The 18,203-nt window shown below is 51.4% G+C and carries 15 protein-coding genes; 4 read left to right on the plus strand and 11 right to left on the minus strand.

Annotated features, from left to right (window positions below):
• Nucleotides 1–41: 41 nt before the first annotated feature.
• The 5 genes from feoC to greB form a co-directional block, all read right to left on the minus strand.
• Nucleotides 42–278, minus strand: a complete 237-nt coding sequence (gene feoC / locus WC5_RS13290; RefSeq protein ID WP_000157593.1) for a [Fe-S]-dependent transcriptional repressor FeoC — start codon at nucleotides 276–278, stop codon at nucleotides 42–44.
• 10 nt (nucleotides 279–288) lie between these two features.
• The gene (gene feoB / locus WC5_RS13285) at nucleotides 289–2,610 is read right to left on the minus strand and encodes a Fe(2+) transporter permease subunit FeoB (protein WP_000737001.1); all 2,322 of its coding nucleotides are present in this window, start codon (nucleotides 2,608–2,610) and stop codon (nucleotides 289–291) included.
• Nucleotides 2,611–2,626: 16 nt separating this feature from the next.
• Nucleotides 2,627–2,854, minus strand: a complete 228-nt coding sequence (feoA, locus tag WC5_RS13280) for a ferrous iron transporter A (RefSeq protein WP_001200455.1) — start codon at nucleotides 2,852–2,854, stop codon at nucleotides 2,627–2,629.
• A gap of 464 nt (nucleotides 2,855–3,318) precedes the next feature.
• The gene (locus WC5_RS13275) at nucleotides 3,319–5,640 is read right to left on the minus strand and encodes a Tex family protein (RefSeq protein WP_000980754.1); all 2,322 of its coding nucleotides are present in this window, start codon (nucleotides 5,638–5,640) and stop codon (nucleotides 3,319–3,321) included.
• Nucleotides 5,641–5,736: 96 nt separating this feature from the next.
• Complete coding sequence (gene greB, locus WC5_RS13270) at nucleotides 5,737–6,213, minus strand: transcription elongation factor GreB (protein WP_000856744.1); 477 nt, start codon at nucleotides 6,211–6,213, stop codon at nucleotides 5,737–5,739.
• Nucleotides 6,214–6,440: 227 nt separating this feature from the next.
• Between greB and ompR the strand changes: the two genes are divergently transcribed.
• Entirely contained in the window at nucleotides 6,441–7,160 is a 720-nt protein-coding gene (gene ompR / locus WC5_RS13265) for an osmolarity response regulator transcription factor OmpR (RefSeq protein ID WP_001157751.1), read from the plus strand.
• The gene (gene envZ, locus WC5_RS13260; RefSeq protein ID WP_001253710.1) at nucleotides 7,157–8,509 is read left to right on the plus strand and encodes a two-component system sensor histidine kinase EnvZ; all 1,353 of its coding nucleotides are present in this window, start codon (nucleotides 7,157–7,159) and stop codon (nucleotides 8,507–8,509) included. The genes ompR and envZ overlap by 4 nt, the downstream gene beginning before the upstream one ends.
• Before the next feature lie 76 nt (nucleotides 8,510–8,585).
• Here the strand turns inward: envZ and pckA are convergent, their stop codons facing one another.
• Entirely contained in the window at nucleotides 8,586–10,208 is a 1,623-nt protein-coding gene (gene pckA / locus WC5_RS13255) for a phosphoenolpyruvate carboxykinase (ATP) (RefSeq protein WP_001309803.1), read from the minus strand.
• A 376-nt stretch (nucleotides 10,209–10,584) separates the two neighbouring features.
• On the opposite strand from pckA, the gene WC5_RS13250 reads away from it, so the two are divergent.
• Nucleotides 10,585–12,309 carry a DUF4153 domain-containing protein gene (locus WC5_RS13250; RefSeq protein ID WP_016231556.1) on the plus strand — a complete coding sequence of 575 codons (1,725 nt, stop codon included), beginning with the start codon at nucleotides 10,585–10,587 and terminating at the stop codon, nucleotides 12,307–12,309.
• 131 nt (nucleotides 12,310–12,440) lie between these two features.
• On the opposite strand, the gene hslO is transcribed toward WC5_RS13250, so the two are convergent.
• From hslO to igaA, 4 genes are all read right to left on the minus strand, one after another.
• On the minus strand, nucleotides 12,441–13,319 hold the full coding sequence (gene hslO / locus WC5_RS13245; protein WP_001135574.1) for an Hsp33 family molecular chaperone HslO: 879 nt from the start codon (nucleotides 13,317–13,319) through the stop codon (nucleotides 12,441–12,443).
• A gap of 24 nt (nucleotides 13,320–13,343) precedes the next feature.
• Nucleotides 13,344–13,745 carry a ribosome-associated heat shock protein Hsp15 gene (gene hslR, locus WC5_RS13240; protein WP_000660491.1) on the minus strand — a complete coding sequence of 134 codons (402 nt, stop codon included), beginning with the start codon at nucleotides 13,743–13,745 and terminating at the stop codon, nucleotides 13,344–13,346.
• Between the two features lie 10 nt (nucleotides 13,746–13,755).
• On the minus strand, nucleotides 13,756–14,424 hold the full coding sequence (gene yrfG / locus WC5_RS13235) for a GMP/IMP nucleotidase (RefSeq protein WP_010351080.1): 669 nt from the start codon (nucleotides 14,422–14,424) through the stop codon (nucleotides 13,756–13,758).
• Between the two features lie 64 nt (nucleotides 14,425–14,488).
• Nucleotides 14,489–16,624, minus strand: coding sequence for an intracellular growth attenuator protein IgaA (gene igaA / locus WC5_RS13230; protein WP_000104506.1), 2,136 nt, complete (start codon nucleotides 16,622–16,624; stop codon nucleotides 14,489–14,491).
• Between the two features lie 321 nt (nucleotides 16,625–16,945).
• Here igaA and nudE point away from each other — a divergent pair, with 321 nt between their 5' ends.
• Complete coding sequence (gene nudE, locus WC5_RS13225) at nucleotides 16,946–17,506, plus strand: ADP compounds hydrolase NudE (RefSeq protein ID WP_000045734.1); 561 nt, start codon at nucleotides 16,946–16,948, stop codon at nucleotides 17,504–17,506.
• A 9-nt stretch (nucleotides 17,507–17,515) separates the two neighbouring features.
• Here the strand turns inward: nudE and WC5_RS13220 are convergent, their stop codons facing one another.
• The gene (locus WC5_RS13220) at nucleotides 17,516–18,166 is read right to left on the minus strand and encodes a hypothetical protein (protein WP_000781536.1); all 651 of its coding nucleotides are present in this window, start codon (nucleotides 18,164–18,166) and stop codon (nucleotides 17,516–17,518) included.
• Between the last annotated feature and the right edge of the window lie 37 nt (nucleotides 18,167–18,203).

Consider the following 18,203-nt stretch of genomic DNA (forward strand, 5'->3'; position numbering starts at 1 on the left):
TAATGCATACCGGGCTTTTCAAAACGAACGATGGAACAAGGTTAACGCAACATCCACCACTCACGCAGACAGGCTTTTCCTTCCGGGCAGCTTTTACAACTGCCAGAGAGGCAGCCATCAGGTTCTTCCTGAATCCGTACCGCTTTGCCCATATTTTCCAGCTGTTGCAGCATAGCGTTAATCATCGGCTGCGGGGTGTTCAGCGTCTGGCTGATCTGGGTCGCTTCCATACGACCCCGTAACGCCAGCAAATCACGCACCTGAATGAGCGAAGCCATTGCCGTGTCCTTAGTGGCAATCGCCAGTGGTGCTGGCTGCGCAGCAACTGCTTACCGTTTTGCGGCTTGCCAGTAGTTCGATATCGACCCGACTACGCGCGCGGCGCAGCAGTCCGATAACCACGATGTTAAACAGGACAACCGCCAGAATGCACACCAGGCTGTAAGTTGGGTGCTGGCTGTAGCTGGCGACCTGATAGAACAATGTTGCCAGCGAGTAAGCGATATTTAGCCCCCACAGGATGGAGAAGCCCATCCAGCCACGGCTTGATTCACGGGCAATGGCACCCATCACCGAAATACACGGTACATACAGCAGGACGAATATCAGATAGCTGTAAGCTGCCGCCGCGCTACCGAATTTCTCATCCATCACGCCCATTGCCCCAGTACCCATTTCGCCGTCGCCTTTGCTGGCTTCAATTGGGTTCATCAGTACGCTAAGACTGAAGGTGTCTTTCAGGCTCTGCCAGGTTTCATCTACTGCGCTGAACAGCTCTTCACCAAGGTTAAATTCCGCCGGATTGAACTCTTCGTCCTGAATGTTTTCTGCGGTATAGAGAGTGTTGAGCGTACCGACCACCACTTCTTTCGCCATTGCGCCAGTAAACAGTCCAACCGTTGCCTGCCAGTTATCTTCATGCACGCCAATCGGCTTGAAGACTGGAGTGATCACACGGCTGACAGAGGCCAGCGCCGAGTCGTTGATGTTATCGACGATTTTCCCACTCAGCGAGAAGCTGTTGAAGGCGCTCAGGAAAATGCTAACGATGATAATCACTTTACCGGCGCGCAGGACGAAGCCTTTCAAACGCTGCCAGGTCTGGATAATCAGGCTCTTAATGTGTGGTACGTGATAGACCGGCAGCTCCATGACAAACGGCGTCGCTTCACCGCGCATGATGGTGTACTTGAGCATCAGTCCCGTCAGTACCGCCATCACAATACCGATGACATACAGCGAGAACACAGCCAGTGCGCCATTCTGCCCGAAGAACGCGGCAGCAAATACTGCGAAGATTGCCAGACGAGCACCGCAGGACATAAACGGTGCCATCATGATGGTCATCAGGCGTTCACGTGGTGCATCAAGGGTTCGTGCGCCCATTACCGACGGTACGTTACAACCAAAACCGACGATCAACGGCACAAAGGATTTACCCGGCAAGCCTAACGCCTGCATCAGACGATCCATCACAAATGCCGCACGCGCCATATACCCGGAGTCCTCGAGGAAGGAGAGGAACAGGTACATCATGCCGATCTGCGGCACCAGTGGCAGAACGGTGTTAATACCGCCACCCAGGCCCTGGGCGAGGAAGATAGTTAGCCAGTCCGGGAAGTGGAGCGTGTAGCCAATCCACTGAATACCATGCACAAAGAGTGCCACGGAACCGACGTCAAACAGCGGCTGTAGCGCCCCGCCGATGTTGATAGCCAGCAGGAACATCAGATACATCACAAAGAGGAAAATCGGCAGACCAAGGAATCGGTTGAGCACGATTTTATCCACTGCCGTGGTGAAACGGCTGGGTTCTGCCGTCAGAGTATTGCTTACCACATCACAGATGGCAGCAATACACTGGTAACGTGCATCGGCAATGTGCAGCGCCGGATCGTCCATCTCATTACGCAGACGGGCGAGGGCAGCATCCAGATGCTGCGACGCTTCACCGGCGTAGGCGCGGCTGTAGATATCGCCTTCCAGCATTTGCAGACCCAGCCAGCGGCGATGTTTCAGCGGGATGTCCGACGGCATCACTTTCGCCAGTGCATCGGCTTCATTGATTAGCGGCTGCGCGTAATGCACTAGTTCTACATTCTCGTTGGCTTTATAGCGGTCAATCGCCAGTTTCAGAGCTTCAATACCGCGACCACGCGTGGAAACCAGCGGGATCACCGGGCAGCCAAGACGCGCCGACAGCGCATCAATTTCAATGCGAATATTTTGCTTCTCGGCAATGTCGAGCATGTTCAGCGCCACGATGCAGGGAATGCCGAGTTCCAGCAGTTGCAGCGTCAGGTACAGGTTACGCTCAAGGTTAGACGCATCCACCACGTTAATCAGCAGATCGGCGTCGCCACTCAGAATGTAGTGACAAGCGATTTGCTCATCCAGAGAAGTTTGCGATGAGATGGTAGTCAGAGAATAAGTACCAGGCAGGTCAACCAGAGTGACCTGATGATCGGTGGTGGAGAACTGACCCTCTTTACGTTCGACGGTAACGCCAGCCCAGTTCCCTACACGCTGGCGTGCACCGGTGAGCTGGTTAAATAAAGTTGTCTTGCCAGAATTTGGATTACCAATTAAGCCAATGGTTAATTTTTTCATTGTTATTCTCACCGTATTAACAGGAAACCGCTTCCACTTCTAATAAGGCCAGATCTTTTTTGCGTAATACCAGGCTCACACGACGGGTTTCGATATGAATGGGATCGCCGAGTGGGGCGACGCGCACCACATTAAAAGAGGAGCCAGGTAACATGCCTAGAGAAAGCAGTTTTTGGCGATATGCCGGGCTGATTTCACGGGAAAATCCAGTGATTTTCCACGCAGTATCTGGAGTGTATTGCATAAGGGCCTACTTGTTTCTCATTAACTGGATAACTACCTCATGGGGCGTTTGACAGCGACATGAGACCAGATGATTTGCCAACGAAGGAGAGATTAAATAATCAACAATACAATGATAATGAGAATGGTTTCTATCAGCAATACTTAAAATGTGTGCGAATGTTGGTTTAGATAATAATCTGACTCAATGTTGATGTGGCTCAAGGTTATATCGGAGCAAAAATATAACTCGAATGGCGAATTATTAGGGCTGGTTAATGTTTAATTAAGGTTTTAATTGTTAATGCAGTGATAAATATTAGCAAAAATATATTGTGGATTTAGCTGTGGAATAAAAATGCCGGAGATAATTTCCGGCATTTTTATGTCAGGCAAGGTGCTCGTTGTGAGTTGCCAGATGCGGCGTGAACGCCTTATCTGGCCTACGATTTCGTGCAAATTCGAACCGTAGGCCAACCAGGATGTTTAACGTTTTTTGCCCATTGCCGCCGCCAGCGCATCCATCATCGCGCTATTACCGGCAGGCTGCGCTTCACGACCGCGCGGTTTGGCTGCCGGGCGGTTGTTTTGCGGGCGATCGTTACCGCCGCTGCGACGGGCGTTGGTTTCACCTGGCTGCTCATCCAGACGCATGGTCAGGGCGATACGTTTACGCTGAAGATCCACTTCCAGCACTTTCACCTTCACAATGTCACCCGCTTTCACCACGGTGTGCGGATCTTCCACAAACTTGTTCGACAAAGAAGAGATGTGAACCAGGCCATCCTGATGCACGCCGATATCGACAAACGCGCCAAAGTTGGTGACGTTGGTGACAGCACCTTCGAGGATCATACCCGGTTGCAGGTCGTTCATTGTCTCGACGCCATCGGCAAACTGAGCGGTCTTAAATTCTGGACGCGGATCGCGACCCGGTTTTTCCAGCTCTTTGATGATGTCGGTTACCGTCGGCACACCGAATTTTTCATCGGTAAAGTCAGAGGCTTTCAGGTTACGCAGTTCGCTGCTGTTACCCATCAGATCTTTCAGCGCCTGCTGCGTTGCCGCCAGAATGCGTTCCACCACTGGATAGGCTTCCGGGTGAACGGTAGAAGCGTCAAGCGGGTTATCACCGTGGTTAATACGCAGGAAGCCCGCGCACTGCTCAAAGGCTTTTGGCCCCAGTCGGCTCACTTTTAACAGTTGCTGACGGTTCTGGAACTGACCGTTCTCGTCACGCCAGGCAACAATGTTTTGCGCCATCATGCGCGTCAGGCCCGCCACGCGAGTTAACAGCGGAACAGAAGCAGTGTTGAGATCGACGCCAACGGCGTTAACGCAGTCTTCCACCACTGCGTCCAGTTTACGAGCCAGCTGCGTCTGGCTGACGTCATGTTGATACTGACCCACACCGATAGATTTCGGATCGATTTTCACCAGCTCTGCCAGCGGATCCTGCAAACGACGAGCGATAGACACTGCGCCACGCAGCGAAACATCGAGATCCGGGAACTCCTGCGCTGCCAGTTCGGAAGCTGAGTAAACGGATGCGCCTGCTTCGCTGACGATCACTTTCTGCGCAGTCACTTGCGGGAACTGCTTCTGCACGTCGAGATAGAAACGCTCGGTTTCGCGGGAAGCCGTACCGTTACCAATTGCCACCAGCTCAACGTTATGTTTTTCACACAAAGCGGCAACGGTCATCGCCGCTTTTGCGGCTTGTCCGGTGTGCGGATAAATGGTGTCGGTCGCTACCAGTTTGCCGGTTGCATCGACCACCGCAACTTTTACCCCGGTACGCAGACCCGGATCGAGCCCCATCGTCGCACGCAGTCCTGCTGGGGCTGCCATCAACAGATCGTGCAGGTTACGGGCAAATACGTTGATTGCTTCATCTTCCGCACGTTCGCGCACGGTGCCCATCAGTTCGGTTTCCAGGTGCATCAGTACCTTGATGCGCCACGTCCAGCTCACCACGCCTTTGCGCCAGCTATCCGCCGGGGCATTGTTCAGGCGCAGATTGAGGTGATCCATAATGATTTGTTCGCAATAACTCTCTTTCGGCGGCTCATCGAACTGTGGATCGGCATTCAGCGAAAGCTGGAGTATGCCTTCGTTACGCCCACGGAACATCGCCAGCGCGCGGTGAGAAGGCACCGTGGACAGCGGTTCGTGATGATCGAAATAGTCGCGGAATTTTGCCCCTTCCTCTTCTTTACCGCTCACCACCGTAGAAACCAAATGCGCGTTCTTCCACAGATAATCACGCACTTTTGCCAGCAGCGCGGCATCTTCGGCAAACCGTTCCATCAGGATATAGCGCGCGCCGTCCAGCGCAGCTTTGGTATCTGCCACGCCTTTATCGGCATCAACATATTGTGCAGCGGCGACTTCTGGCGTGTGTGACGGATCGTTCCACAGCAGGTCGGCCAACGGCTCAAGACCTGCTTCAATGGCGATTTGCCCACGGGTACGACGTTTGGGTTTGTAGGGCAGGTAGAGGTCTTCGAGTTCGGTTTTGCTTAAGGTGGCGTTGATGGCATTCGCCAGCTCATCGGTGAGTTTACCTTGCTCAGAAATAGACTTGAGGATCGCCTGACGTCTCTCTTCCAGTTCACGCAGGTAGCTCAGACGCGTTTCCAGATTACGCAACTGCGTGTCATCCAGACCGCCGGTGATTTCCTTACGATAACGTGCGATAAACGGCACGGTATTCCCTTCGTCAAGCAGGCGAACGGCAGCGTCAACCTGTTCCGGGCGCGCCTGAATTTCACCCGCAATAATGCGGCAGAACGAATCATTCATCATGGTTTGAGTTCATCTTTTCGGATCAAAAATCAGGGGATAGTTATACGGACTGGCTGGCAAAAATGCCAGCCAAAGGCTGGAGGTTAAGACTCTTCCTTAAGGTTTCACGTACTCGATGGCATTAACATACCAGCTCGCTTCCCCGGCAGGCGTATTCACTACTGCCAGATCGCCGACTTCTTTTTTCAGCAATGCGCGAGCCATCGGGGAATCGATAGAGATGTAATCTTTACGACCAAAAATTTCATCATAGCCGACAATTCGAAAACGGTGAGTCACGCCATCGTCGTTTTCAATCTCTACCCATGCGCCAAAGAAGACCTTGCCTTCCTGCTGCGGGGAATAATCGACGATTTTGAGATTTTCCATGCATTTAGTGAGATAGCGCACGCGACGGTCGATTTCACGCAGGCGCTTTTTATTATACTGATAGTCAGCATTTTCACTGCGGTCGCCCAGACTTGCGGCCCAGGTCACCTTTTTTGTGACCTCCGGGCGTTCTTCACGCCAGAGATAATTTAGCTCTTGTTTGAGTTTTTCATACCCTTCCCGGGTAACCAGGGGCGTTTTCATCTCGTTGATTCCCTTTGTCTGTTTGATAATGCGCACATTGGGTATAACGTGATCATATCAACAGAATCAATAATGTTTCGCCGAATAAATTGTATACTTAAGCTGCTGTTTAATATGCTTTGTAACAATTTAGGCTGAAATTCATACCAGATTTTGCTGGTGACGAACGTAAGCTTTTTTAAGAATACACGCTTACAAATTGTTGCGAACCTTTGGGAGTACAAAGAATGCAAGAGAACTACAAGATTCTGGTGGTCGATGACGACATGCGCCTGCGCGCGCTGCTGGAGCGTTATCTCACCGAACAAGGCTTCCAGGTTCGAAGCGTCGCTAATGCAGAACAGATGGATCGCCTGCTGACTCGTGAATCTTTCCATCTTATGGTACTGGATTTGATGTTACCTGGTGAAGATGGCTTGTCGATTTGCCGACGTCTTCGTAGCCAGAGTAACCCGATGCCGATCATTATGGTGACGGCGAAAGGGGAAGAAGTGGACCGTATCGTGGGCCTGGAGATTGGCGCTGACGATTACATTCCAAAACCGTTTAACCCGCGTGAACTGCTGGCTCGTATTCGTGCAGTGTTGCGCCGTCAGGCGAACGAACTGCCGGGCGCGCCGTCACAGGAAGAAGCCGTAATTGCTTTTGGTAAGTTCAAACTTAACCTCGGTACGCGCGAAATGTTCCGTGAAGATGAGCCGATGCCGCTCACCAGCGGTGAATTTGCGGTACTGAAGGCGCTGGTCAGCCATCCGCGTGAGCCGCTCTCTCGCGATAAGCTAATGAACCTTGCCCGTGGTCGTGAATATTCCGCAATGGAACGCTCCATCGACGTGCAGATCTCACGTCTGCGCCGCATGGTGGAAGAAGATCCGGCGCATCCGCGTTACATTCAGACCGTCTGGGGTCTGGGCTATGTTTTCGTGCCGGACGGTTCTAAAGCATGAGGCGATTGCGCTTCTCGCCACGAAGTTCATTTGCCCGCACGTTATTGCTCATCGTCACCTTGCTGTTCGTCAGCCTGGTGACGACTTATCTGGTGGTGCTGAACTTCGCGATTTTGCCGAGCCTCCAGCAGTTTAATAAAGTCCTCGCGTACGAAGTGCGTATGTTGATGACTGACAAACTGCAACTGGAGGACGGTACGCAGTTAGTTGTGCCTCCCGCTTTTCGTCGGGAGATCTACCGTGAGCTGGGGATCTCTCTCTACTCCAATGAAGCCGCCGAAGAGGCCGGGCTGCGTTGGGCGCAACACTATGAATTCTTAAGCCATCAGATGGCGCAGCAGCTCGGCGGCCCGACGGAAGTTCGCGTCGAGGTCAACAAAAGCTCGCCTGTCGTCTGGCTGAAAACCTGGCTGTCGCCCAATATTTGGGTGCGTGTGCCGCTAACCGAAATTCATCAGGGCGATTTTTCCCCGCTGTTCCGCTATACGCTGGCGATAATGCTGTTAGCGATAGGTGGTGCGTGGCTGTTTATTCGTATTCAGAACCGACCGTTGGTCGATCTCGAACATGCTGCTTTGCAGGTCGGTAAAGGGATTATTCCGCCGCCGCTGCGTGAATATGGCGCTTCGGAGGTGCGTTCGGTTACCCGCGCCTTTAACCATATGGCGGCTGGTGTTAAGCAACTGGCGGATGACCGCACGCTGCTGATGGCGGGGGTAAGCCATGACCTGCGCACGCCGCTGACGCGTATTCGCCTGGCGACCGAGATGATGAGCGAGCAGGATAGCTATCTGGCAGAATCGATCAATAAAGATATCGAAGAGTGCAACGCCATCATTGAGCAGTTTATCGACTACCTGCGCACCGGGCAGGAGATGCCGATGGAGTTGGCGGATCTTAACGCTGTGCTTGGTGAGGTGATTGCCGCCGAAAGTGGCTATGAGCGGGAAATTGATACCGCGCTTGAGCCGGGCAGCATTGAAGTGAAAATGCACCCGCTGTCAATCAAACGCGCGGTGGCGAATATGGTGGTGAACGCCGCCCGTTACGGCAATGGCTGGATCAAAGTCAGCAGCGGCACAGAGCCGAATCGCGCCTGGTTCCAGGTGGAAGATGACGGCCCAGGTATTGAACCGGAGCAACGTAAGCACCTATTCCAGCCGTTTGTCCGTGGTGACAGCGCGCGCACTATCAGCGGTACTGGCTTAGGGCTGGCGATTGTGCAGCGGATTATCGATAACCATAACGGGATGCTGGAACTTGGCACCAGCGAGCGGGGCGGGCTTTCCATTCGCGCCTGGCTGCCATTGCCGGTAACGCGGGCGCAGGGTGCGACAAAAGAAGGGTAAATAAAACGGGAGGCGAAGGTGCCTCCCGTTTTGCTTTCTATAAGATACTGGATAGATATTCTCCAGCTTCAAACCATTACAGCTTCGGACCAGCCGCTACCAGCGCGGCACCTGCAGGGGTGTCAGTGTATTTATCGAAGTTGTCGATAAACAGTTTCGCCAGCGTTTCAGCTTTTTCCTGCCACTGTTCCGGAGAGGCGTAAGTGTTACGCGGATCGAGGATCTTCGTGTCAACGCCTGGCAGTTCGGTCGGGATCGCCAGGTTAAACATCGGCAGAGTGAAGGTTTCTGCGTTATCCAGCGAACCATTCAGAATAGCGTCGATAATGGCGCGGGTATCTTTAATCGAGATACGTTTGCCAGTGCCGTTCCAGCCGGTGTTAACCAGATACGCCTGCGCGCCCGCCGCCTGCATACGTTTCACCAGCACTTCTGCGTACTGCGTCGGGTGCAGCGACAGGAACGCCGCGCCGAAGCAGGCAGAGAAGGTTGGCGTCGGTTCGGTGATGCCACGCTCAGTACCGGCCAGTTTGGCGGTGAAACCAGAGAGGAAGTGGTACTGGGTTTGATCGGCAGTCAGACGAGATACCGGTGGCAATACGCCGAAAGCATCTGCGGTCAGGAAAATAACTTTAGTTGCGTGGCCTGCTTTGGAGACCGGCTTAACGATGTTTTCTATGTGATAGATCGGATAAGAAACGCGAGTGTTCTCGGTTTTTGAACCATCATCAAAGTCGATAGTGCCATCTTCACGTACGGTGACGTTTTCCAGCAGCGCATCGCGACGGATGGCGTTGTAGATTTCGGGTTCCGCTTCTTTTGACAGCTTGATGGTTTTCGCGTAGCAGCCGCCTTCGAAGTTAAACACGCCGTCATCATCCCAGCCGTGCTCGTCATCGCCAATCAGGCGACGTTTCGGGTCGGTGGAAAGGGTGGTTTTACCCGTGCCGGAAAGGCCGAAGAACACCGCAACATCACCTTTCTCGCCAACGTTGGCGGAGCAGTGCATGGAGGCAATGCCTTTCAGCGGCAGCAGGTAGTTCATCATCGAGAACATCCCTTTCTTCATTTCGCCGCCGTACCAGGTGCCGCCAATCAGCTGCATACGTTCAGTCAGGTTAAACGCGACGAAGTTTTCAGAGTTCAGGCCCTGTTCTTTCCACTGCGGGTTGGTGCACTTCGCGCCGTTCATGACGATAAAGTCTGGTTTGAAACCTGCCAGCTCTTCATCGCTTGGGCGAATAAACATGTTTTTGACGAAATGCGCCTGCCAGGCCACTTCGGTGATGAACCGGACGGAAAGACGTGTGTCCGGGTTAGCACCACAGAAAGCGTCAACGACAAACAGACGTTTGCCGGAAAGCTGTTTGGTCACCAGGCCTTTCAGATGCTGCCAGGTTTCAGGGGAGAGAGGTTTGTTGTCGTTCTTACCTTTGCCTTTGTCTGCCCACCAGAAGGTATCGCGAGTGGTATCGTCACGGACGATATACTTATCTTTTGGTGAACGACCGGTGAAGATTCCGGTATCGACGGCAACAGCGCCCAGATTAGTTAACACCCCGCGCTCATAACCGGTCAGGCTCGGATCGAGCTCTTCCTGATACAGCAGGTCGTAGCTTGGGTTGTAAACGATATCATGTACGTCACTGATACCATAAGCCTCGAGTTCTTGCGGGGTCAAACCATTGTTAACGCGCATTTCACTGCTCCTTAGCCAATATGTATTGCCTGAATAGTAAAGTCTTTTTGGGGGTGTTAACCGCGACAAGGCTCATAGATTTACGTATCTGGAGAAATTCATATTTGACAAAACTCCGTGATTCCTGTCACGAAACGGTTGGTATTATCGCAGAAATAGCATTTTAGGTGTGGAAAATGTTCCTAAAAGGTTAAAACTTAGTTTATATGGCGAGAATGTTGTGAGTGTAATCGCATTCCTGAGTGAAATTAATGCAAATTCAATGAGTAAAGTATCGATTCACCACGCTAACTTTTTTTGATTACTTTCTGAAAAAAGCAAATTAGTCCTGCCTGGATGCGATAATTACCTCTCCTTTTGATTCTGGATAACCAACATGGAAAACGTTGAGCTTTCACCCGCGACACGCAGGGGAATGGTTGCTACCGGATTACTCCGGGGATTAGTTTGCTACCTGCTGATCTCCTGGCTCGCTGGTAAAAATAACAGTTGGATAGTTTATGGCGTACCTGCGACCGTGGCGCTTTCATCCGTTTTGTTATTTTCTGTAGTGTCCTTCAAACAGAAGCGACTTTGGGGATGGCTGGCGATAGTGTTGATTGCCACTCTCGGGATGAGCGGCTGGCTGAAGTGGCAAATTGATGGCATGAGTCCCTGGAGAGCGGAAAAGGCGCTTTGGGATTTTGGGTGTTATCTGCTGCTGATGGGAATGATGTTGCTGCCGTGGATACAACAGAGTCTGCGTGAGCGTAATGACAATACCCGCTATAGCTATTTTTACCAGTCGGTATGGCATAACGTACTTATATTATTGGTGATTTTTATCGCCAATGGCCTGACGTGGCTGGTGCTTTTACTGTGGAGTGAGTTATTTAAACTCGTTGGCATCACGTTTTTTAAAACGCTCTTTTTTACAACCGACTGGTTTATTTATCTTACGTCAGGTCTGGTTACCGCACTGGCGGTGATCCTCGCGCGGACACAGTCACGTTTAATCGACTCCATTCAAAAGTTGTTCACGTTAATCGCCACGGGGGTGCTGCCGTTAGTATCATTGCTAACCCTGATGTTTATTATCACCCTGCCGTTTACGGGCCTGAGCGCGATTTCTCGCCACATCTCCGCTGCCGGGTTGCTTTTGACGCTGGCCTTTTTGCAATTGCTCTTAATGGTCATTGTCCGCGATCCGCAAAAAGCGTCACTTCCCTGGACTGGCCCGTTGCGTTGCCTGATTAAAACCGCTCTGCTGGTCGCCCCATTGTATGTGTTAGTCGCCGCTTGGGCGTTATGGCTGCGGGTCGCTCAGTACGGCTGGACTACGGAACGCTTGCATGGTGTGTTGGTTGTGGTGGTGTTACTGGTTTGGTCGCTGGGATATTTTGTCAGTATTGTCTGGCGTAAAGGGCAAAATCCCCTTGTTCTTCAGGGCAAGGTGAATCTTGCGGTTTCGTTGCTGGTGCTGGCGATTCTGGTGCTTCTTAATTCGCCGATGCTGGACAGTATGCGTATTAGCGTGAACAGTCATATGGCGCGTTATCAGAGCGGCAAAAACACGCCAGACCAGGTAAGTATCTACATGCTCGAGCAGAGCGGTCGCTATGGACGTGCTGCGCTTGAGTCGCTGAAAAGCGATGCCAGGTATATGAAAGACCCGAAACGCGCGCGGGATCTGCTGATGGCGTTAGATGGAGAGCAACATCTTCAGGAACAGGTATCGGAAAAAGTATTAGCCGAAAATGTGTTAATTGCCCCAGGCTCTGGTAAACCGGATGCGACATTCTGGTCGGCCTTAATCCAGGATCGCTATAACGTGATGACCTGTATTGAAAAAGACGCCTGCGTACTGGTCGAGCAAGATCTGAATAGTGATGGTCAGGCGGAGCGGATCCTGTTTGCTTTTAATGATGACAGAGTCATTGTCTATGGCTTTGACTTAGCCAGAAAAGAATGGGACGCGCTTGATATGAGTTTACTTCCGCGCAAAATAACGAAAGAAAAATTACTCATAGCTGCGAAGGATGGAAAACTGGGGACGAGGCCGAAAGCGTGGCGCGATCTGACGGTAGATGGTGAAACGCTGGAAATAAACTTAAGTAAGTGACAACGCTTTTATCGGATACGACGCTGTATCTGACCAACAATAATTTGCGATTTATTTCATAGGCCTGGTAAGCGCAGCGCATCAGGCAATTGCGTCAAATCCGGCAGAGTTATCTCTGCCGGAAAAACTAATTAATGAACCTGCGGATCTGCCGGCGATGCATTGTTGCGGATCTCGGCAATATCCATCGCATTGAACAGATAGTGGTTACCGCAGTAATCACAATGCATGTCAATTTCGCCATCTTCCGCCAGGATGCTATCCACTTCTTCATCCGGCAGCGTTTTCAGCGCATCGGCGCAACGTTCACGCGAGCAGGTGCATTTGAACTCAACATCCTGCGGATCGTAAACCGTCACCTCTTCTTCGTGATACAAACGCCACAACACTTCGTTTGCCGGTAAGGTCAGCAGTTCTTCGGTTTTGATGGTTTCGGTTAGCGTCGCCAGATGGTCGAAGTCGTCCTGCTGGGCATTTTGCGCAGGCATTACCTGCAACAACATACCGCCCGCAGCCGGTTTGCCATCTACGTCGCCGGTGCGAATAAACAGGCGCGTCGGCAGCTGTTCAGAACGCATAAAGTAATCTTCCAGGCAGGCCGCCAGGGTATCACCTTCCAGACCAACCACGCCCTGATAGCGTTCACCTTCGCTCGGGGTAATGGTGATCACCACGTAACCATTGCCAACCAGCGTTTTCAGGTCAGCATTTTCCGGAATTTCGCCCTGTACGCGCGCCACGCCACGCATCTGCTGGTTGTTGTTACCGTTAATAACCGCCAGATTCATCGGGCCGTCGCCTTGCAGCTGTACGGTGATATCACCATCAAACTTCAGCGTAGCGGTTAACAGGCTGGTCGCAACCAGCAGTTCTGCCAGCACGTTTTTAACGGGCTGCGGGTAATCGTGATTCTCAAGGATCTGTTGCAGGGTTTCCGAAACGGTTACCAGTTCGCCGCGAACGGCAAAGTTTTCAAACAGATAACGATGTAATTGGTCATGTTGCGGCATAATCATCTCTCTTGCAGGTGACAGTTATTCACTGTCGCCGTGTTTAAATCGTAACAGGTCGCGGCGCTCTTTTTTGTCCGGGCGTCGGTCCGGGTGCGGCATGGTTAAGGCATTAAGTTTACGTGCCAGCGCCATTTTTTCGCGTTTCTCTACACTTTGTGCAGTCTCTTCATACAGCAAGGCTGCCTCGCTGGCGGGGCGACGCTGTTCAGTAATCGCCTTCACGATTACCGTTCGCTCGTCATTTCCCTGGCGCAGAGTGAGCGTGGCATTCAGTTCGACGACTTTACTCGGCTTGCTGCGCTGCCCGTTGTAATGCACCTTACCGCCTTCGATCATTTCACGAGCCAGCGCGCGGGTTTTGTAAAAACGGGCGGCCCATAGCCATTTATCCAGTCGAACCTCAACAGCAGGTTTTTCTTTCATGGCGTCTCCTTCACATTAGCGAGGGGATCAGGCGGCGGTAGTCATTCAGTGACGGATGGCGCTGATACTGTTTTTCAGCAATCCCTGAGTCGGGATTAGTGACGCCGAGGCAGTAACGAATACCAAATTGCGCGGCAGCATCGAGAATCGCTTCGCTGTCATCGATAAACAGCGTTCTTTCAGCTTTCAGACCCGTAGCTTCGGCCACCGCATTCCATAACCGCTGATCCTCTTTCGGATAACCAAATGTGTGGGTGGAAAGTAATAAATCAAGGTGCGCGTCGAGACCGGTATGCTCAAGTTTTACCGCCAGGTTATGCGGATGCGCGTTGGTGAGCAAAATTCGCTGCTTACCGCTGGCTTTAAGTGCCTCAAGAAACGGAATGGTATCTTCACGCAGTACGGCGCGCGGTCCCATCTCGGTGGTCATCGCACAGATATCCAGACCCAGTTGCTCACTCCAGTAATCAAGACAGTACCAGTTTAGCGTATGCTGCACGTCGTGATATTGCTGGCGCATATATTCCATCGCTTCCTGTGGCGTGACCCCGTTTTTCGCGCCCCAGGTTTCAGGCACCAGCGTTTGCCAGAAATAGTTATCGAAGGCGAGGTCGAGCAACGTGCCGTCCATATCCAGCAGAACGGTATCTACGTCCTGCCAGGCAATGTTGATATGCATGAGGGAAATCTCCAGAGTGAAGCAATTTGCGCGACAGGGTAGCATAACCTGCCGCGCAAACGTGTTATTCGATAAGGCTTTCTGAAGGGGTGATCAGTTGTGGATTCAGGCAGCTTTCATAATAGGCCTGAATTTCCATCATGCGAGTACGATGACGGTGATAACGACGCCAGGCCTGTACGCCATTATAGATGGCACTGCCCAGCATCGTCAGCAACAGCAATGTCGTGCCCAGATAGCGCCACAGGCCGGAGCGATCCGGGATGGGGTGCAAGCCGATATGCTGCGTACCGTTGGCATCGGTAAAAATATTGGTGACGATACCTTCGGCGTTAAACGGCGTATGCATCAGCATTTGCGCCAGTTTCTGGAAAGCGTTCCACTGTTCTTGCGGCGGGTAGTCGTAAAGTGATGCCGAAGGCCAGGGCTGATCAACAAAATCGCTGCCTTCGTCGCTGACAATCAGGAATCCTCCCGGTGCCGGGCTATTCAGTGATTGCGCCGCTCGCGCCGTTTCATGAGTAATAAATGGTGCTGTGGAGGTTTCCACCAGGTTATCGAGTGATTCTGCGCTCACCGGGCGGAGTAACACATTCACGCCGTCGAGTTTTCCAGCGTTAGCGCGTTTTACCAGTGCGTCCCAGTCCTTACTGTTGCCGAGATTCACCAGCGCATTTTTCAACCGAACACAATCATCTTTGGCGGCACAGAGATCGGCGGTTTTCAGCACGATGTCGCCAAAGTCATCAAGCAGTACCATGTCGGATTTCTGAATTGCTGAACGCAATGTGGCGCTGACGCGAGATTCATCATCCGGTTTCGGGTGCAACTGGCGGTTTACTGCCTCGGTCAGTGCCGTGGCCTTGTTGACCAGCTCAGATTCTGGTAATGGCAATGAACGGGCGTCATTCCAGATGATCTGCGAGCAGTCAAATGGTAAAAACGGTGAATTGGTTTTCGCGCTCCAGGTGCCTGACGTGCGGATATTACACATCCCTGTACCGCTAAGACGTAAGGTATCGCCTACACGTACTCCGGCATCTGCCAGTTGTTTAACGCTGGTGGCTTCAATGGTCTGCGCACCTTTCATCCACGAGAGGGTGAATTTCAGCGGCATATCCAGTGGAACCCAGAACAGCAGCATAAACAGCACCAGCAGCGAACCCACTGCGATAATCGTACTGCGTAGCCAGTGTTGCAGCGGGAAGTTTTTAACTTCGTCATGCAGTGAAAGATAGCGTCCCTGACGTACCACGTGCCGATCAAGATAGATATCGATATCCGTTTGCTGCCCCAGATCCTGCGCAATATAAGGCTGCCAGTGTGCGGGATAGACCAGGTCGATAATACCGAGCGAAATATTGTTGATCTGTTCCTGATCGTTTTCGCCAAACAATCCCCAACGACGTGGCGTACCACGCAGACAGTGGATCTCCCGCAGGGATGATTTTGCTGGTGGCGCAAATAGCCCCCACAGACCAGCTCCCAGCAGCAGTAACGCGCCGCCAGCCAGCCACGGGACAAATACATCCGGGGTAATCAGGCAGAAAAAGAACATCAGGAAAGAGGCGACAATCAGCAACGCTTCGCGTAGCCCACGCGGGCGACTAAGCGCATACTCTTCATGCGTTTCTTTGCGAATATTGAGCAGTTCGATTTGCTCGCTTTCTTCACCGCGAATCGACGCCTGCGTTGACGGGACAGGCTGTAACGCATAGCCGCGAGTTTCCTGCATGTACTCTTGCAGCGTATGACCGTTGAGAGAAATAACCAGCGGCAGCGAATCGGTATGGATCAGTTCAACGCTATTTTCATCGTTGATGTACTGCTCCCAGAACGGGGGCAGGTGGACTTCCACCGAATCGAGATAATAACGCCATTTGTTAGGATCGTCGGTCGAAATGCCATAACGCGTGATGGCGTGTGTCAGCATCATGACGTTGTTGCTTTCAGCGTTCAGCGTCAGTGAAACGGGGGCTGCGCTGGCACCCGTCGGGCCAGGAACCTGCAAAACCTGCGTCAGGCTGTCGAGATAATTTTCAACGGCGCTACGTTCTTCAGGCATGAGTTTGCGCGTTTGCGCATCAGCGAAGGCGTTAGTCCAGGGCAGTTGACGCCGTCTGGAGCGCACCTTTATCAGCCATCCCGCAAGTAGTGAGCAGGCCAGCAAAGCAGCTAAAAAAATCACAATGGTGCTCATGCTTTCCCCATCTTACTTAATTTGTCAGGTGTGATTAGTCGCATCCTGGACACAATATAGGATTCTGCGGTTGGCTATCGGCAAGCGTGGAGTTGAACTTGAGCATCATTAAGCGCATCCCAGTGACCGGTGATCATAGCAAACCCTCTGAGGGCGGAATATCAGCAAATTCCTGGAGTTATTTCAACCTATTGACTTTTAATTTGATTTGAGAATGATTATTTATTAAGTTACGTAAATGTAAATAACATGCAATTCACATTGCCGAATGCGTGTCCGATATCGCACAATAACTGCTGATTTCACAGCATAGATTCCACGATGAGCAAATCATTACAAAAACCCACCATTCTGAATGTTGAAACTGTAGCCCGTTCCCGATTGTTTACCATCGAAAGCGTGGATCTGGAGTTCAGCAACGGCGTGCGGCGTGTTTATGAACGAATGCGTCCAACCAACCGGGAAGCCGTGATGATTGTGCCAATTGTGGACGATCACCTGATTTTGATCCGCGAATACGCAGTGGGAACCGAATCCTACGAGTTAGGATTTTCGAAAGGGTTAATTGACCCTGGTGAAAGTGTCTATGAAGCGGCAAACCGCGAACTCAAAGAAGAAGTGGGATTTGGCGCAAGGGATCTGACTTTTTTGAAGAAACTCAGCATGGCACCGTCTTACTTCTCCAGCAAAATGAATATCGTGGTGGCGCAGGATCTTTACCCTGAATCGCTGGAAGGCGACGAACCAGAGCCACTACCGCAGGTGCGCTGGCCACTGACGCATATGATGGATTTGCTCGAAGATCCTGACTTCAATGAAGCACGTAATGTCAGCGCGTTGTTCCTGGTGCGCGAGTGGTTGAAGGGGCAGGGACGGTTGTAAAGCCCCTGGTTATGCAGGCTGGCGTGACTGGGCGAGTTTTTCGTGAATAAACGCCAGTGCTTCCTCTTCTTTATCACTCAGCCATATAAAACTTGACTTGTTCATAACCAATACAAATATATCTTTATAGGGGATAAGGTCATTTATCTCTGACCAGACACAAAAGCTGTGGGTGCCAGATTTTTTCCAGCATTTAACACCAGTCTCATCGATTTGAAAGTTCAATCCTTCCGTTATTGCGTTTTGATTGTAGATATCAGACTGTGCTTTTTTCTGCTTATACCTTGTCCAGTAGGTCTTTACTGAAAAAAACATACCATGTAGCCAAAATACGATAACTAATACTTTGTTTTTATTGAGGATAAACAGAAGGTCATCGGTGACGTTATTCCAGACTGATAATTCAATTTCTATATTAAATATCCCTAAAATCACGAGAGATGCAGGGAATAGCAAGAAAAACGTGACAGCAATGATGTCATAGAGAGCCGCTTTGTGTAGGCGTGGCACTTTATCGGGATGATACCTTCGTAAAACAAGGCCGTAGATGGTTAGAAAATCAGTCTGGTTAAGGCTGAATGGGGCATATTGCCGGGTGAACTGACGATTACTTTCGCTGCAATTCTCCGAAGGAGAAGGAGAGTGACTTTCCATTTTCATCGACATCTTCCATAGTAAAAGCCCGGCAACATTAACG

It is taken from the genome of Escherichia sp. KTE114, assembly GCF_000407765.1.
Classification (GTDB): domain Bacteria; phylum Pseudomonadota; class Gammaproteobacteria; order Enterobacterales; family Enterobacteriaceae; genus Escherichia; species Escherichia ruysiae.

What these genes read in the sequence shown, in the direction of transcription:
- feoC (WP_000157593.1), bottom strand. Translation starts at nt 278, where the DNA reads ATGGCTTCGCTCATTCAGGTGCGTGATTTGCTGGCGTTACGGGGTCGT.
- feoB (WP_000737001.1), bottom strand. Translation starts at nt 2,610, where the DNA reads ATGAAAAAATTAACCATTGGCTTAATTGGTAATCCAAATTCTGGCAAG.
- feoA (WP_001200455.1), bottom strand. Translation starts at nt 2,854, where the DNA reads ATGCAATACACTCCAGATACTGCGTGGAAAATCACTGGATTTTCCCGT.
- WC5_RS13275 (WP_000980754.1), bottom strand. Translation starts at nt 5,640, where the DNA reads ATGATGAATGATTCGTTCTGCCGCATTATTGCGGGTGAAATTCAGGCG.
- greB (WP_000856744.1), bottom strand. Translation starts at nt 6,213, where the DNA reads ATGAAAACGCCCCTGGTTACCCGGGAAGGGTATGAAAAACTCAAACAA.
- ompR (WP_001157751.1), top strand. Translation starts at nt 6,441, where the DNA reads ATGCAAGAGAACTACAAGATTCTGGTGGTCGATGACGACATGCGCCTG.
- envZ (WP_001253710.1), top strand. Translation starts at nt 7,157, where the DNA reads ATGAGGCGATTGCGCTTCTCGCCACGAAGTTCATTTGCCCGCACGTTA.
- pckA (WP_001309803.1), bottom strand. Translation starts at nt 10,208, where the DNA reads ATGCGCGTTAACAATGGTTTGACCCCGCAAGAACTCGAGGCTTATGGT.
- WC5_RS13250 (WP_016231556.1), top strand. Translation starts at nt 10,585, where the DNA reads ATGGAAAACGTTGAGCTTTCACCCGCGACACGCAGGGGAATGGTTGCT.
- hslO (WP_001135574.1), bottom strand. Translation starts at nt 13,319, where the DNA reads ATGCCGCAACATGACCAATTACATCGTTATCTGTTTGAAAACTTTGCC.
- hslR (WP_000660491.1), bottom strand. Translation starts at nt 13,745, where the DNA reads ATGAAAGAAAAACCTGCTGTTGAGGTTCGACTGGATAAATGGCTATGG.
- yrfG (WP_010351080.1), bottom strand. Translation starts at nt 14,424, where the DNA reads ATGCATATCAACATTGCCTGGCAGGACGTAGATACCGTTCTGCTGGAT.
- igaA (WP_000104506.1), bottom strand. Translation starts at nt 16,624, where the DNA reads ATGAGCACCATTGTGATTTTTTTAGCTGCTTTGCTGGCCTGCTCACTA.
- nudE (WP_000045734.1), top strand. Translation starts at nt 16,946, where the DNA reads ATGAGCAAATCATTACAAAAACCCACCATTCTGAATGTTGAAACTGTA.
- WC5_RS13220 (WP_000781536.1), bottom strand. Translation starts at nt 18,166, where the DNA reads ATGAAAATGGAAAGTCACTCTCCTTCTCCTTCGGAGAATTGCAGCGAA.